Origin of the sequence: Marinobacter sp. F4206 (assembly GCF_019392195.1) — a bacterium.
GTDB lineage: Bacteria > Pseudomonadota > Gammaproteobacteria > Pseudomonadales > Oleiphilaceae > Marinobacter.
In genome coordinates this window covers 785,602-800,445 of record NZ_JAHXKI010000002.1, presented here as the reverse complement: position 1 = coordinate 800,445, position 14,844 = coordinate 785,602, and the positions used below count along the sequence as shown (strand labels likewise).

Below are 14,844 nucleotides of genomic sequence, written 5' to 3'. Positions count from 1 at the left end.
CTTTTTTCACACCCTTGAAATCCCTTTGAAACGCACGCAGGTATATCCTCTGAATTCTGCGAACTAAAGAAGGGAAAAACATGCCCAAGCATTTCGAACAAGCTGCCGGCCTTTACGAAGAACCCGTTCCCGAAACCGAAGGCTTTGTCTTCAACCAGACGATGATGCGCATCAAGGATCCCGAGCGATCCATGGATTTCTACACCCGTGTTTTGGGCATGCGCCTGGTTCGCAAGCTGGACTTCCCTGAGATGAAGTTCACCCTCTACTTTCTGGGCTATCTGGACGATCGTCAGGCTCAACAGGTGCCAGCAGACGAGGCCTACCGCACAACCTACACCTTCGGCCGCGAAGCCATGCTCGAGCTGACCCACAATTGGGGCACTGAGAACGACGACGATTTCGCGTACCACAACGGCAACGACGAGCCCCAGGGCTTTGGCCATATCGGCATCGCGGTGCCGGATGTCTACGCGGCGTGTGAGCGTTTCGAGAAGCTTGAGGTTGAGTTCGTCAAGAAGCCGGACGACGGCAAGATGAAAGGTCTGGCGTTTATCAAGGATCCGGACGGCTACTGGATCGAAATCCTGCAGCCGAACATGATGCAGAAGCAAAGCAAGGTTAGCTGATCCTCGCTAGCCTTTGGTATCGGCCTCTGCGCCGGTACCGGCTTTCCCGCCATAGCGTGAGGCCACGATCACGGCGGCCGTCAGGATCAGGGCGCCGGCGATGCCGATAGGCCCCAGAATCTCTCCCAGGAACACCCAGGCCAGCAGGGCTACAAAGAGCGGTTCGAGCGTCACGATGATGCTGGACAGGGTGGCTGGTGTGGTGCGCATGCCGGAAAAGAAACTCACGTAGCCGATGCAGGTGGGCACCACGCCGATGTAGGCCACCATCAGCCACTGTTGAATCCCCAGTGTTTCCACCCCCTCAAAACCGCCGGTGAGCCAGACCACCGGCCACAGGATCAGCGCGGCGGTGAAGAAGCAGATGAACGCGGTGGTGAACACGGGAGTGCCCGCGGAGCTGTAGCGGCTGGTGAGGGTAAACCCGGTATAGACCACGGCTGCCAGCAGGGCCATCAGGATGCCTGCCAGGCGCAGGGTGCCGGTGGTGTCCATGTCACTCAGTACCAGCATGGCGGTGCCGAAGATGGCTGCGATGAGTGAGAGCACCGTCAGCAAGCCGGGTTTCTCGCCCAGCAGGGGAGCTGCCAGAATCGCCACCAGAACCGGCGGCAGGCACAGGGCAATCAGGGTGGCAATGCCGGCACCAGTCAGGTCGACGGCCAGCAGGTAACTGCCCTGGTAGAAGGCCTGGAACAGCCCGAGGGCGGCCAGCGGAAGTAGGGCTTTCAGCCCGAGGTGTCGCAGCGACGTTCCGGGCACTCGGGAGTCCGGGCCGGACCGTTTGAGCCGGCGCTGTTCGCGCCGCATCAGCAGCCAGAAAAATGGCAGGGCCACCACCAGGCGCAGGAAGCCAAGGGTGATGGCTTCAAGCTCGGTACCGGTGAACAGAAATTTCGCGACGATCCCCGTGGTCGCCCAGAGCAGGGCTGCCAGGGCGATCAGCAGAGCGCCTCGAATCATTCAATAATCAACACGATCAGTTCTTTGGGGCCGTGGACACCGTAGGCCAGGGTTTGCTCGATGTCCGCCGTCTTGGAAGGTCCAGAGACTAGCAGCGCATTGGTGGGCATGCCAGCGCCCCAGTCCTGAACCTGCATCGCTTCATGGAAGGTGGTGTAGAGTTCACTGGCGTACAGCACCGCCACATGCACCGGTGGCACGAGACTCATCAGCCGCGGCTCGTCGGCGGTGGGCCAAAGGATCAGGGAGCCGGTTTCGGCAATGCCACCGCGAGTGGAGGTAATGCCAGCGTCCACATCGTGGAACAGGGCTGCCTGCCAGCTTTCGATGGGTTCGTCGTAAATCACCAGGTTGGGCAGGTCTTCCCGCTCTACTGCGGACCGGAGCTTGAGGCCGATCTCATGTTCTTTGGCAACCAGCAGGTTGCGCACCCCTCGGGCGGTGAGGACCTCAGCCAGCCGGTCCACCCAGGTTTCCTCGGTGCAGTGATGCACTTCGCCGTGAACCGACTCGATGGTTTTCTCGAACATCGCGATGCGTTCGGAAACCGGCCAGTCCGGCCGCTTGAGCACGGAAAAATCACACTCGGGAGCGGTCAGTTCGCCGCCTGAGCGGTTTCGCAGGCGCTGAAGGATGGTATCTCGGGAACTCACTGGCCGCGCTCCTTGAGTCGTTCGTGGAGGGTTTTCGGGGCGAGTTTGGGCGCCGTCCGGTACTGGGTCCAGCCACCTATCTGGCCCGGCTGGAGCTTGCGGAAACGCGCCGCCATGTTGGTGCCGAACCGGTAGGCGCCGGGGCGCGCGTGCATCCAGCTCCAGCCTTTCCAGATCATCGCTTCCATGGCACCACGCTTGGCGCCATGGCCACGGACCTTGGCCGGATGCAGTTTGTCGCCGTCCACGGATTCCTGGCGCAGGCGAACCAGCAGGTCCGGAATCGGGATTTTCACCGGGCAGACTTCACCGCAGGCGCCACAGAGGCTGGAAGCGGTGGGAAGGTGCTGGCCCTCGTCCAGACCGATCAGGTGCGGCATCAGGATGCTGCCAATCGGGCCCGGGTAGGTGGTGCCGTAGGTGTGGCCGCCAACACGGGTATACACGGGGCAGTGGTTCATGCAGGCGCCGCAGCGAATGCAGCGCAGGGTGTCCAGCAGTTCATCGTCCTGGTAGATGGACGACCGGCCGTTGTCCACCAGCACCACGTGCACCTCTTCCGGGCCGTCGAGTTCCCCGGGCTTGCGCGGGCCGGAGATCATGTTGAAGTAGGTGGTGATGTGCTGGCCGGTGGCCGAACGTGTCAGCAGGGCGAGCAGGCCGGATACGTCTTCCAGGTTCGGAACCACTTTTTCAATGCCGGTAACCGCAATGTGGCAGGGCGGCACGGTGGTAGTCATCCGGCCGTTGCCCTCGTTTTCCACCAGGCAGAGGGTACCGGTTTCCGCCACCGCGAAGTTCACGCCGGAGACGCCCACGTCTGCGTTCATGAATTTCTCACGCAGCTGCAGGCGGGCACTGGCGGTCAGGTACTCGACATCGTGGGACAGGTCGGTGCCGGTTTTCTCGTGCAGCAACTGGGAGATTTCATCGGTGTTCTTGTGAATCGCCGGCATGATGATGTGCGACGGCGTTTCCCCGGCCAGCTGGACGATGTATTCCCCGAGGTCCGATTCCAAAGCTTCGATGCCCTGCTCGTCGAGGTAATGGTTCAGCTCCATTTCCTCCGAGACCATGGACTTGCCCTTGATGACGGTCTTGGCGTCCCGGGCCTTACAGATGTCGCGCACGATCCGGCAGGCCTCATCGCCATCAATGGCCCAGTGCACCTTGATGCCATTGTCGGTCAGCTTTTGTTCCAGCTGCTCCAGCAGGTCCGGCAGGTTCGCAAGTGCACCAAGGCGGATGTTGGCACCCAGATCCCGGAGGGTTTCCAGGTCCCAGCCTTCGAACGCACTCTTGCGCTTGGTCATCAGCCCGTCCATCGCCTTGCGGAAGTTCTGGCGGATTTTCGGGTTGTGAATCGCCGCCTGGGCGCGGGGATGGAATTCCTTTACATCAATGTGATGGGGTGAATGCTCGGCTGTCTCGCTCATGATGGGTCCCCTTTCTTGCCGTTGGTGCGCTCCCACAGAAAACTCAGGATGTGCTGGCCCGCCAGGGGCTTCCGATTCTTCTCGGCATACCCGTCAATGTTCATCAGGCAACCGCAATCGGTGGTCACAAATTCCTTCGCGCCGGCATTAACCAACGTATCCACCTTTTCACTGACCATGGCACCGGAGATTTCCGGATGGCGGATGGCGAAGGTGCCGCCGAAGCCACAGCATTCTTCGGCCCGGACCTGCTCCACCAGGTTCACGTTCTCGAGCTGGCTCAGCAGCTTGGGGCCGACCTCGGCCACGCCCATTTCCCGGCGCGCTGAACAGGAGGTATGCATGGCAACGGTGGTGGGCTCACCCAGATCGTCCAGCTTGATGTGGCAGACGTGCAGCAGGAAATCCGTCAGTTCCCAGACCCGCCCGGCGACTTCCGCGGCCTTGACCTCGTGCCCGGTGTCTCTGAACAGGTCCGGGTAATGTTTGCGCATCATGCCGCCACAGGAGCCGGATGGCACCACGATAGGCCAGTCCTCCGGAAACAGCTCCAGTTGGGCGCGGGCCACGGCCCGGGCCTCGTCGTGGTAGCCGGAGGTGAACGCGGGCTGGCCGCAGCAGGTCTGGTCCTGGGGGAAGATCACTTCAATGCCTTCCCGCTCCAGCAGCTGGATGCCGGCCATACCCGCGTCCGGGTAGAACATGTCCACCAGGCAGGTGCCGAAAAAATAAACTTTGGAAGGTTTGGGTGGGTAAACCTTGATGGGATCAACCATAGTGCAGGCGCTCGAACCGGTCGGTGTTTTTATCCCTCAATAATAGGGTGACGTGCGGAGCGTTGCCAGGCGACTTTTGGGTAGGGGATCAGGTGAAAGGCAGCGACGGCAGCCGCTGCCTGAACAGGGAGTTACTTCACGGCGAGGCGCTCGGCATTCTTCTCGATGGTGCGCTCGCCAATGCCTTTCACGTTGGCCAGATCCTGCGGTGCCGTGAACGGGCCGTTCGCGTCGCGATAGGCCACAATGGCTTCGGCCTTGCTTTGCCCGACACCCGTCAGTTCAGCCAGGGTGGCGACGTCGGCGGTGTTGATGTTGATGGCGGCCGGCTCGGCGTGGGCAAAGCCCGTAACAAGGCTGAACAGCAGAACGAGGGTTGCGAAAAGGGAAGTTCGTTTCATGGAAGTGGGTTCCTGATACTGGTTGTCGTCTTGTGGTTTTGCCGGGACGCAAACAGCCGGAACGAGTGCACGGCCAGGACCACATTCCCTGTGGTCCCGAAGCCCGTGGCTGACCCCTGCCTGATCCTTCAGGCCGCGTGCCCATCCTGAGCACTTCATCCGTGCGATCTTCCATGTACGCCCTGATCCGTAGGGCAACTCCAAATCCCTGGAGTTATCTTCCATGAGCCAACGTTCCTTGCTGGCTTGTCATCCCTGACACTTCCCATTCTATCGAGGGCGCGCGGGCGCAAAACCGGAGAATCGCTCCGGGATCTGTGCGATATATCCTACGGGGATGTAAGCGCTTCGACGACGACAAAAGTGAACGGGAATTCAGTATTCATGCGCCTCGGGGCGAGATGGCGTCGCCACGCCGGTGCTCGGCCGCAGCCTCACGAATCCGCTCCATGGTGATTTCACGAACGGCACGCTGGCTGCTTCGAATATGCTGGCTCAGTCGTTCCTTGGCCGCCTGAGGCCGGTCATTTCGGAGCGCCTCCAGAATGGCCGCGTGTTCGGCATAGGTGTCGTTCATTCGGTCTTCACGGGTGAAATCCAGCCGCCGGATGATGCGCAGGCGGTCGGTGATTTCCTGATGGATGCGGGTCATCTCCCGGTTTCCGGCGGCAGCCACCAGGTCACAGTGGAAGCTTTCATCCAGCGCCCGCAGGGTGCTACCCACCGCGCGCTCGGAGGGGTGGTCCGGGTTCCAGATGGCGGTCAGTGCACGCAGCACCTGGGGTTGTTCGGCCTGGGCACAGAGTTTGTCGATGGCGGCTTTTTCCAGGGTGATGCGCAGATCGTAGAGCTCTTCGATCAGCTCGGAATCCAGTGGCTTTACCTGCCAGCCGCTGCGAAACATCACCTCAACGTAGCCCTCCCGCTGAAGCCGGTACAGCGCTTCCCGAACCGGTGTCCGGCTGGCACGCAGCCGGGTTGCGATATCACCCTCGCTGAATTTGTCGCCGGGCAGCAGGCGAAATTCGAAGATGTCGGTTTTCAGGCTGTCGTACACCTGGTCCGACATGCTCGCCTTTCTGCGGGAGGGTTGTTCACCCATAGGATGCTTGCTCCGTATTGTGGGGCCCTGTCGCTCAGGAGGCGTCCATAAACGCCCGCCAGCCGCCAAACTCGGTGATGTCCCGGGCCGACTCCAGGGCGTAACCCTCGCAGATGAAGCCTTTTACCCACCGGCCGTCGGCCAGCTCGACGTTACCGATGCCCAGCGGCGGCGGAATCAGGTCGATAAAGGAGCCGAAAGCCGCCGGTGTCATTTCCCAGACTTCAACGATGATGTCGCGACCCTCGCCTTGGGCCACCCGTTTCAGGCCGGGCTTGGGCGGCGTGGTACCCGCCAGGGCGAAAAGGCGATAGGCGTTCGCCGTGGTGGTGTGTTCCAGCAGCACCGCATGGCGGTCGGTCAGTTGCGGGTTCAGGGGCATCCCGGTGAGGTGGGCGCCGACCACCGCGACCTGGATCAGAGGCGTGGAGCTGCCGGTTGCCGGATGCGCTTCGGGCCGGGTTATGCCGGTGGCACCGAGAGGCGTCGGGTTGGCGTTGAGCCACTGACAGGCGAGGTGCTGCAGTTCCCGGTCCTTCCAGGCGCCACTGACCAGGGTAACGCCAAAGGGCAGGCCATCGTCGCGGAAGCCCGCGGGCACTGCGAGGGCACTGAGGTCGGCCAGGTTTACAAAATTGGTCCAGGTGCCCAGCTGACTGTTGAGAACCACCGGGTCGGCATTCACGGCGTCAATGGTGGGCGCGGTCGGGGCCGTGGGCACCAGAAGCCCGTCCACCTCGGCGAGCAGGTCATCAATGTGGCGCAGCAGTTCCTCCTTGCGGTACTGGGCCTTGAAGGTCTGGGTGGCATCAAACCGGTCGGCGTTGTTGATGATGCCCCTTACTACCGGGTTCATGGCGTCGCGGTGGCTGGCCATGAAGTCCTCCACGGCGGCCTTGCGTTCCGCCACCCAGGGGCCTTCGTACAACAGCGCGGCCAGCTCCAGCATCGGGCTGAAATCCATGGGCACCAGCTCGATATCCTGCAGTCGCCACTGGCCAAGGGCGGTGTGCCAGGCGGCCTCGGCCTGCTGATCCCCGAACCAGTTCGGGTGCTCCGGGACTGCCAGCCGCCGTATCGGGCCCGGCCGGCGGATCGCCGGGGCATTCAGGGGCAGGCTTTCCGGCAGGTTGCGAGAGAACGCGTCGTCCGGATCAAAGCCCGACAGCACCTCGGCCACGTCGCCGGCATCGTTCACCGTCAGCGCAAACACCGAGACGCAGTCGAGCGAGCGGCATGCTGGCACGACGCCCTTGATGCTGAACAACCCCTTGGTGGGCTTGAGGCCGACCAGGTTGTTCAGGCCGGCCGGTACGCGACCGGACCCGGCGGTGTCGGTCCCGAGGGCAAAGGGTACCAGCCCCCGGGCCACCACCGAGGCCGAGCCGGAGCTGGACCCGCCGCTGATCACCTCGGGCTTGAAGCTGTTGGCCACGGCGCCATAAGGGGACCGTGTGCCCACCAGGCCGGTGGCAAACTGGTCCAGATTGGTCTTGCCAATGACAATGGCGCCAGCGGCCTTGAGCCTGGCGACCGTGGTGGCGTCGGTTTCGGGGCGATAGGCGAATTCCGGGCAGGCTGCGGTGGTCTCGAAGCCGGCCACGTCGATGTTGTCCTTCACCGCTACGGGAATGCCGTACAGCGGCAGTGCGCTTTTATCGCCTCCGGCGGCCGCAACAAGAGCGTCGAGTGTCGTCAGCGCTTTGGTCAGTCCATTCCGGTCCAGTCGGGCTATCCAGGCGTTATCACCGGTATCGAGACTATCCAGCAAGGCCCCGATCAGGGACTCCGGAGTTGCGCCATCGTGGTATGCCCGTTTCCAGTCATTAATGGTCCAGCCTGTTGTCGACACGGTGGGGTCCTCATGTGGGTTGTGAACTTGTATACAACCTGATTGGCAAGGCCCGTGCCACCCCTGGATAAACCCTGGATGTGTTTGTTTTTCAGTCAGTTATTCGTGGCGTAGCTGTTCCGGTAACGGCAAGAGTGCGCACTGGAACGGGGCGCAGGCACCAAAACAACGATATTTAATGAGTATGCTAACTGAGGGTTTTTTGGTGCGTTTGATCTGTGGTCATCTGGTCAAGTAATTGATAAATATATTGAAAGTTAGATGCTTATGGGGTGGCGCGCACCAGGAAGGGGCGAACATGCACCCGTATCTCATGTTTTGGTGCATCCGAATGGGGCGTAAAGGCAGCCGACACCGCCTTGTATACTACTTAAGTAACTGAAAATATTTGAAATGTTGTGGGTCTGGAACAGCTAATGCAGAGCAGGGGTGCGTTACAGACGAACTGCGCAACCCCACTACAATCGAAAAGGATGACGAAATGAGCATCAAAAAACACGTGAAACTGGGTCTCTCTGCACTGGCGCTTTCCATCTCCTTTAACTCCGTTGCTGCGGAAGATCCCATCAAGGTCGGTATCCTGCATTCCCTCTCCGGCACCATGGCCATCAGTGAGTCCACCCTGAAAGACACCATGCTGATGCTGATCGAAAAACAGAACGAAGCCGGCGGCGTATTGGGCCGTCAGCTGGAGCCGGTGGTGGTTGACCCGGCTTCGAACTGGCCGCTGTTTGCCGAGAAAGCCCGCGAGCTTCTGGCGAAAGAAGAAGTGGACGTGATCTTTGGCAACTGGACCTCGGTATCCCGCAAGTCCGTACTGCCGGTGGTGGAAGAGCTGAACGGCCTTCTGTTCTACCCGGTCCAGTACGAGGGTGAAGAATCCTCCGAGAACGTTTTCTACACTGGTGCCGCGCCCAACCAGCAGGCCATTCCGGCGGTGGATTACCTGATGAACGACATCGGCGTTGAGCGCTGGGTACTGGCCGGTACCGACTACGTCTACCCGCGCACCACCAACAAGATCCTCGAGACCTACCTCAAGGACAAGGGCGTGGCCGCCGACGACATCATGATCAACTACACGCCGTTCGGTCACTCCAACTGGCAGTCCATCGTGTCCGACATCAAGAAGTTCGGCAGCGCCGGCAAGAAGACCGCCGTGGTCTCCACCATCAACGGTGATGCCAACGTGCCGTTCTACCGCGAGCTGGGTAACCAGGGCATCGATGCCGCCGACATCCCGGTGGTGGCCTTCTCCGTGGGTGAGCAGGAGCTGTCCGGTATCGACACCGGTCCTCTGGTTGGCCACCTGGCCGCCTGGAACTACTTCATGAGCGTGGATTCCGACGCCAACTACGACTTCATCGATGCCTGGGTTGAGTACACCGGCCAGGAAGATGCCGTCACCAACGATCCGATGGAAGCGCACTACATTGGCTTCAACATGTACGTCGAGGCGGTCAAGAAAGCCGGAACGGTCGATGTGGACGCGGTGAAAGATGCCATCATCGGTGTGAGCGTGCCCAACCTCACCGGCGGCTACGCCACCATGATGCCCAACCACCACATCACCAAGCCGGTGCTGATTGGCGAGATCCAGGACAACGGTCAGTTCTCCGTGGTCTGGGAGACCCCGTCCACCGTGGCTGGCGATGCCTGGTCTGACTTCCTGCCGGGTTCCAAGGACCTGATCAGTGACTGGCGCAAGCCGCTGTTCTGCGGAAACTTCAACGTGGTTTCCGGTACCTGTGGCGGCAAGGCAGAAGTTGCTTCCGAGTAAGGGCTGACTGAGCCTGCGGGCGGGGTAAATACTCCCCGCCCGCCTTCAACTGGCAACCCATCTAATTTCAAGGACAGGACGCAACCATGGGCATCCTCCGATCGCTCAGTCAGCTTCTGCTCGTCTGTTTTCTGCTCTGGCCCGCCCTCACGCAGGCCCAGGTGGAAGACACGGAAGCACAGCAACTGCTCACCGCCCTGGCGGAATCTTCCTTCAAGGAAAAAAAAGCGGTTGTTAACCGCATCGCCGAGAGTGGCGATGACCGCGCCCGGGGCTGGCTCGAAGCCTTTGCCAGCAATAAGTTGGGCCGCATCGAATCCAGCGGCCAGTTCATCATCGTGCTGGAAAACCGCGGCCGTGACTGGACCGTGGAAAGTGCGCTCACCCGCGAAAACCTCGGCGAAGTCTCCCGCCGCGACATCGACACCATCCGCGTCAACAACGCCCTGCGTAATGAGCTGGAAGGCATCCTGTCGGTGATCGATCTCAAGAGTCCCGATGAGGACAACCGTTTATCCGCCGCCCGCGCCCTCAAAGGCAGCGTGGACGACACCCTGGCCGAGCGCTTGCCGGAACTGATTGACGCCGAAGAGAGCGAGTCGGTTCAGGCGGCCCTGACCGAAGCGCTGGCCATTTACCGCGTGGAAGAGCAGGGCGATGTGGCCGCCGTGGCCACCCTCTCCGGCAGCCTCAACTCCGAAGCCCGCGCGGCACTCCAACAGGCCATGCGCAGCGACGACCCGCAGCTGGTCTCGGCCGCGCAAACCGCGATGAAAAGCATCGAACAGAAACTGAAACTGAACCGCGCCGCCGAGACCCTCTACTTCGGGCTCTCCCTCGGCTCGGTGCTGGTACTGGCCGCCATCGGCCTGGCCATCACCTTCGGCGTAATGGGCGTGATCAACATGGCCCACGGCGAGCTGATCATGCTCGGCGCCTACACCACCTGGGGCATGCAGCAACTGCTGCCGGGCCAGCCCGGTTTGGCGCTGGTGCTGTCCATTCCCGCCGGTTTCCTGGTAGCGGCGCTGGCCGGCATCGCCATCGAGCGCAGCGTGATCCAGCACCTCAAGGGCCGCCCGCTGGAAACCCTGCTGGCCACCTTCGGCGTCAGCCTGATCCTGCAACAACTGGTGCGCACGGTGATTTCACCGTTGAACCGCACCGTGATTACTCCGGACTGGATGAGTGGCTCGGTGATGATCAACGAAGCGCTGTCGCTCACCCTCAACCGCATGTACGTGATCGGCTTCGCCCTGGTGGTGTTCGCCGGCCTCATGCTGATCATGCGCAAGACCCGCCTCGGCCTGGAAGTCCGCGCCGTCACCCAGAACCGGGCCATGGCCCGCTCCATGGGCATCAAGGCCACCAAGGTGGACATCCTGACCTTCGGCCTGGGCTCCGGCGTGGCCGGCCTGGCCGGTGTCGCGCTGTCCCAGATCACCAACGTGGGCCCCAACCTGGGCCAGAGCTACATCATCGATTCGTTCATGGTGGTGGTGTTCGGCGGCGTGGGTAACCTCTGGGGCACCCTGCTGGCGGGCCTGTCCCTGGGCACCATCAACCAGCTGCTGGAACCCTGGGCGGGTGCCGTGCTTGCCAAGATCCTGGTGCTGGTCTTGATCATCCTGTTCATCCAGAAACGGCCGAAGGGGCTCTTCCCCCAGAAAGGCCGAGCCGCGGAGGGTTGAGGTATGTGGTTAACGAGACCCTTGCAGGAACGGTCCACTCAGATTTTCCTGGGCGTGCTGTTCACCGCCCTGGTCGTTGTAAGTGCGCTGCACGTGTTCATGCCGCAGGACAGCGCCCTGTACGTCAGCTCCTACACGGTCACCCTGCTGGGTAAATACCTGTGTTACGCCCTGCTGGCGGTGGCGGTGGACCTGGTCTGGGGTTACCTCGGTATCCTCAGCCTGGGCCACGGTGCCTTCTTTGCCCTCGGCGGTTACGCCATGGGCATGTATCTGATGCGCCAGATCGGCGATCGCGGCGTCTACGGCGACCCGATCCTGCCGGACTTCATGGTGTTCCTGAACTGGCAGGAGCTGCCCTGGTACTGGCACGGCTTCGACATGGCCTGGTTCGCTTTCGTGATGGTGCTGCTGGCGCCGGGCATCCTGGCCCTGGTGTTCGGCTTCCTGGCCTTCCGCTCGCGGGTCACCGGGGTGTACCTCTCCATCATCACCCAGGCGCTCACCTTTGCGCTGATGCTGGCGTTCTTCCGCAACGAAATGGGCTTTGGCGGCAACAACGGCCTGACCGATTTCAAGGACATCCTCGGCTTTGACCTGCGCACCGACGCCACCCGGCTCGGCCTGTTCATCGCCACGGGCATCGCCCTGGCCATTGGCTACGTGGTTTGCCGGGGCATTGTCACCAGCAAGCTTGGGCGGGTGAGCGTCGCCTGCCGCGATGCCGAGGCCCGTACCCGCTTCCTGGGCTACCGGGTGGAACGGGTGCAGCTGTTCGTGTTCGTGGTCTCCGCCATGCTCGCGGGCGTGGCCGGTGCGCTCTACGTGCCCCAGGTGGGCATCATCAACCCCAGTGAATTCTCGCCGCTGTTCTCCATCGAGATCGTGGTGTGGGTGGCCCTCGGCGGCCGCGCGACCCTGTACGGCGCGGTGATCGGCGCGCTGCTGGTGAACTACGCCAAGACGGTGTTCACCGGCATCATGCCGGACGCCTGGCTGTTCGCCCTCGGCGGCCTGTTCGTACTGGTCACCGTGTTCCTGCCCAAGGGCATCGCCGGCTTGCTGTTCCGTAAAAAGAAAGCCGATGACACCAGCCACACACCCGCCGCGCAGGAGTCCACCGCATGAGCATTTTTCAGGAGCTGAGTGACCGGGAACACGTGTTCGAGTTTCTCACCCAGGTGCAGTCGCCGGTAGACGTCCGCCACGGCCCGATCCTGTATCTGGACGACGTGAACGTGAGCTTCGACGGCTTCAAGGCCATCAACAACCTCAACCTCACCATTGACGACGGCGAGCTGCGCTGCATCATCGGCCCCAACGGCGCGGGCAAGACCACCATGATGGACATCATCACCGGCAAGACCCGCCCGGACACTGGCTCGGTGTGGTTCGGCAGCCGCCACAACCTGCTCACCATGAACGAGCCAGACATCGCCTCCCTCGGCATCGGCCGCAAGTTCCAGAAGCCCACGGTGTTCGAAGCCCTCACCGTGTTCGAAAACCTGGAACTGGCCATGGCGGCGGACAAGCGCGTGTTCCCCACGCTCACCGCGATCATGAAACCGGAATTCCGGGACCGCATCGACGAAGTGCTGGAAATGATCGGCCTCAAGGAGTTGCGTGACGCCCTGGCCGGCATCCTCTCCCACGGCCAGAAACAGTGGCTGGAGATCGGCATGCTGCTGATGCAGAAGCCGCGCCTGCTGCTGGTGGACGAGCCGGTCGCCGGCATGACCGAACAGGAAATGGAACGCACCGCCGAGCTGCTCACCAGCCTCGCGGGCAAGCAGTCCGTGGTTGTGGTGGAGCACGACATGGGCTTCGTGCGCTCCATCGCCCGCAAGGTCACCGTGCTGCACCAGGGCAGCGTGCTGGCGGAAGGCTCCATGGACCAGGTCGCCAACGACCCGGAAGTGATCAAGGTGTATCTCGGGGAGGAGGCGTGATGCTGAAGATCGACAAACTGAACCAGTTCTACGGCGAAAGCCACACCCTCTGGGATCTGGACCTGGACGTGCCCCAGGGCCAGTGCACCTGCGTGATGGGCCGCAACGGCGTGGGCAAGACCACCCTGATGAAATGCATCATGGGTGAGGAAACCGTAAAAAGCGGCTCCATCGAATTCGGCCAGGACGTGGAACTGACCAAAAAGAAAATCGAAGACCGCTCCCGCCTCGGCATCGGCTACGTGCCCCAGGGCCGGCAGATCTTCCCGCTGCTGACCGTGGAAGAAAACCTGCGCACCGGCCTGGCCGTGCGCGCCGACGGCAGCAAGAAAATCCCCGAGCGGGTCTACGAACTCTTCCCGGTGCTCAAAGAAATGCGCCACCGCCGGGGCGGCGACCTCTCCGGCGGCCAGCAACAGCAACTGGCCATCGGCCGGGCGCTGGTGATCGAACCGCGCCTGCTGATTCTGGATGAGCCGGGCGAGGGCATCCAGCCCAACATCGTGGCCCAGATTGGCGAGGTCATTCAGCGGCTGATCCAGGAAGACGGCCTCACCGTGTTGCTGGTGGAACAGAAGCTCCCGTTCGCCCGCAAGTACGCCGACCGCTTCGCCATCCTCGACCGCGGCCGCCGCGTCGCCGAGGGTGAAATCGCGGAACTGACCGATGACCTGATCAAGAAGCACCTGACGGTATGACGGTCTTTCAGCCATTGCCTGCCGCCAACGACTCCGGCCACCGCTTCGACGAAGGCCGGCGCTGGGCGGCGTCGATCTCGCTGGGCTTCAACGCCCGCCCGGATGGCGAGAAAACCGCCACCCGCATGACCCACGTGCGTCATCAGGGGCCGCTGCGGGTCCAGCGCCCGTTCTACCCGGAAGGCCGCAACGGCTGCTGCCACGTGTACCTGCTGCACCCACCGGGCGGACTGGTCAGCGGCGATGCCCTGAGCATCCAGGCCCGGGTCGGTGAGGGCGCTCACACCCTGCTGACCACCCCGGCCGCCGCCAAACTCTACAAGGCCGACAGCCACGGCGTCGCCTGGGCCCAGCACACTCAATTGAGCGTGGAGAAGGGCGGCATCCTCGAATACCTGCCCCAGGAAACCCTCGCCTTCGACGGCTCCCGGGGCGAACAGAGCACCACCATCGAACTGGCCACCGGCGCCAAATGCATCGGCTGGGAAATCCTCGCCCTCGGTCGCCCGGCCAGCCAACTGCCGTTCGTCTCCGGCCACCTGGAACAGAAATTCCGCCTGCTGATGGACGGCCGCCCACTGTGGCTGGAACGCCAGCCCATGGACCCGAACCACCCCAGATTCAAAGGCCACTGGGGCCAGGGCGGCGCCACCGTCCAGGCCACCTTGTGGGTGGTCGGCCTGGACGACGAAGCCGCCGCCATCGAAGAACTCCGGGAAACCCTGCCCGCCAACCACCGCTGGGCGGTCACCCGCCGTCGCGGCGTGGTGCTGCTGCGCTACCTGGGGCAGGAACGAAACGAAGCCTGGGCGATATGCCAGCAAGCCTGGGAACTGCTCAGACCAAGACTCACCGGTCAGCCTGCCAGCATTCCAAGAATCTGGCTGACCTGAACGATATGCGATTAACGGAGC

At 62.2% G+C, this 14,844-nt stretch carries 14 protein-coding genes; 7 read left to right on the top strand and 7 right to left on the bottom strand.

The features are described 5' to 3' along the window. Window positions 1-80: 80 nt before the first annotated feature. Window positions 81-629, top strand: coding sequence for a lactoylglutathione lyase (gene gloA / locus KZO34_RS06130; RefSeq protein ID WP_219474442.1), 549 nt, complete (start codon window positions 81-83; stop codon window positions 627-629). Window positions 630-635: 6 nt separating this feature from the next. Here the strand turns inward: gloA and KZO34_RS06125 are convergent, their stop codons facing one another. The 7 genes from KZO34_RS06125 to atzF all read right to left on the bottom strand — a co-directional run bounded on the left by KZO34_RS06125 (window position 636) and on the right by atzF (window position 7,812). Next, window positions 636-1,592: a DMT family transporter gene (locus KZO34_RS06125; protein ID WP_219474439.1), complete on the bottom strand. Its 957-nt coding sequence runs from the start codon at window positions 1,590-1,592 to the stop codon at window positions 636-638. Beyond that, on the bottom strand, window positions 1,589-2,245 hold the full coding sequence (locus KZO34_RS06120; protein WP_219474435.1) for a LutC/YkgG family protein: 657 nt from the start codon (window positions 2,243-2,245) through the stop codon (window positions 1,589-1,591). The genes KZO34_RS06125 and KZO34_RS06120 overlap by 4 nt, the downstream gene beginning before the upstream one ends. Then, a complete protein-coding gene (locus KZO34_RS06115) occupies window positions 2,242-3,681 on the bottom strand; it encodes a LutB/LldF family L-lactate oxidation iron-sulfur protein (RefSeq protein ID WP_219474433.1) in 1,440 nt (479 codons plus the stop codon). The genes KZO34_RS06120 and KZO34_RS06115 overlap by 4 nt, the downstream gene beginning before the upstream one ends. Next, a complete protein-coding gene (locus KZO34_RS06110; RefSeq protein ID WP_219474431.1) occupies window positions 3,678-4,457 on the bottom strand; it encodes a (Fe-S)-binding protein in 780 nt (259 codons plus the stop codon). The genes KZO34_RS06115 and KZO34_RS06110 overlap by 4 nt, the downstream gene beginning before the upstream one ends. 131 nt (window positions 4,458-4,588) lie before the next feature. Further along, window positions 4,589-4,858 (bottom strand): ComEA family DNA-binding protein, encoded by a 270-nt coding sequence (locus KZO34_RS06105; protein WP_219474428.1) that lies wholly within the window; start codon window positions 4,856-4,858, stop codon window positions 4,589-4,591. Between the two features lie 382 nt (window positions 4,859-5,240). Then, window positions 5,241-5,960, bottom strand: coding sequence for a GntR family transcriptional regulator (locus KZO34_RS06100; RefSeq protein ID WP_219474425.1), 720 nt, complete (start codon window positions 5,958-5,960; stop codon window positions 5,241-5,243). 34 nt (window positions 5,961-5,994) lie between these two features. After that, entirely contained in the window at window positions 5,995-7,812 is a 1,818-nt protein-coding gene (gene atzF, locus KZO34_RS06095; protein WP_219474422.1) for an allophanate hydrolase, read from the bottom strand. A 481-nt stretch (window positions 7,813-8,293) separates the two neighbouring features. On the opposite strand from atzF, the gene urtA reads away from it, so the two are divergent. From urtA to KZO34_RS06065, 6 genes are all read left to right on the top strand, one after another. Next, the gene (urtA, locus tag KZO34_RS06090; RefSeq protein WP_219474419.1) at window positions 8,294-9,592 is read left to right on the top strand and encodes an urea ABC transporter substrate-binding protein; all 1,299 of its coding nucleotides are present in this window, start codon (window positions 8,294-8,296) and stop codon (window positions 9,590-9,592) included. An 86-nt stretch (window positions 9,593-9,678) separates the two neighbouring features. Further along, window positions 9,679-11,283: an urea ABC transporter permease subunit UrtB gene (urtB, locus tag KZO34_RS06085; protein ID WP_219474416.1), complete on the top strand. Its 1,605-nt coding sequence runs from the start codon at window positions 9,679-9,681 to the stop codon at window positions 11,281-11,283. A 3-nt stretch (window positions 11,284-11,286) separates the two neighbouring features. Further along, the gene (gene urtC, locus KZO34_RS06080; protein WP_219474414.1) at window positions 11,287-12,411 is read left to right on the top strand and encodes an urea ABC transporter permease subunit UrtC; all 1,125 of its coding nucleotides are present in this window, start codon (window positions 11,287-11,289) and stop codon (window positions 12,409-12,411) included. After that, on the top strand, window positions 12,408-13,232 hold the full coding sequence (urtD, locus tag KZO34_RS06075; protein ID WP_219474410.1) for an urea ABC transporter ATP-binding protein UrtD: 825 nt from the start codon (window positions 12,408-12,410) through the stop codon (window positions 13,230-13,232). The genes urtC and urtD overlap by 4 nt, the downstream gene beginning before the upstream one ends. Next, complete coding sequence (gene urtE, locus KZO34_RS06070; protein ID WP_219474408.1) at window positions 13,232-13,930, top strand: urea ABC transporter ATP-binding subunit UrtE; 699 nt, start codon at window positions 13,232-13,234, stop codon at window positions 13,928-13,930. The genes urtD and urtE overlap by 1 nt, the downstream gene beginning before the upstream one ends. Continuing rightward, entirely contained in the window at window positions 13,927-14,823 is an 897-nt protein-coding gene (locus tag KZO34_RS06065; RefSeq protein WP_219474404.1) for an urease accessory protein UreD, read from the top strand. Before urtE ends, KZO34_RS06065 begins: the two co-directional genes overlap by 4 nt. Window positions 14,824-14,844: the final 21 nt, after the last annotated feature.

Bases quoted from the DNA above. Each gene is read 5' to 3' on its own strand.
- gloA (WP_219474442.1), top strand. From the start codon at position 81: ATGCCCAAGCATTTCGAACAAGCTGCCGGCCTTTACGAAGAACCCGTT.
- KZO34_RS06125 (WP_219474439.1), bottom strand. From the start codon at position 1,592: ATGATTCGAGGCGCTCTGCTGATCGCCCTGGCAGCCCTGCTCTGGGCG.
- KZO34_RS06115 (WP_219474433.1), bottom strand. From the start codon at position 3,681: ATGAGCGAGACAGCCGAGCATTCACCCCATCACATTGATGTAAAGGAA.
- KZO34_RS06110 (WP_219474431.1), bottom strand. From the start codon at position 4,457: ATGGTTGATCCCATCAAGGTTTACCCACCCAAACCTTCCAAAGTTTAT.
- KZO34_RS06105 (WP_219474428.1), bottom strand. From the start codon at position 4,858: ATGAAACGAACTTCCCTTTTCGCAACCCTCGTTCTGCTGTTCAGCCTT.
- KZO34_RS06100 (WP_219474425.1), bottom strand. From the start codon at position 5,960: ATGGGTGAACAACCCTCCCGCAGAAAGGCGAGCATGTCGGACCAGGTG.
- urtA (WP_219474419.1), top strand. From the start codon at position 8,294: ATGAGCATCAAAAAACACGTGAAACTGGGTCTCTCTGCACTGGCGCTT.
- urtB (WP_219474416.1), top strand. From the start codon at position 9,679: ATGGGCATCCTCCGATCGCTCAGTCAGCTTCTGCTCGTCTGTTTTCTG.
- urtC (WP_219474414.1), top strand. From the start codon at position 11,287: ATGTGGTTAACGAGACCCTTGCAGGAACGGTCCACTCAGATTTTCCTG.
- urtD (WP_219474410.1), top strand. From the start codon at position 12,408: ATGAGCATTTTTCAGGAGCTGAGTGACCGGGAACACGTGTTCGAGTTT.
- urtE (WP_219474408.1), top strand. From the start codon at position 13,232: ATGCTGAAGATCGACAAACTGAACCAGTTCTACGGCGAAAGCCACACC.
- KZO34_RS06065 (WP_219474404.1), top strand. From the start codon at position 13,927: ATGACGGTCTTTCAGCCATTGCCTGCCGCCAACGACTCCGGCCACCGC.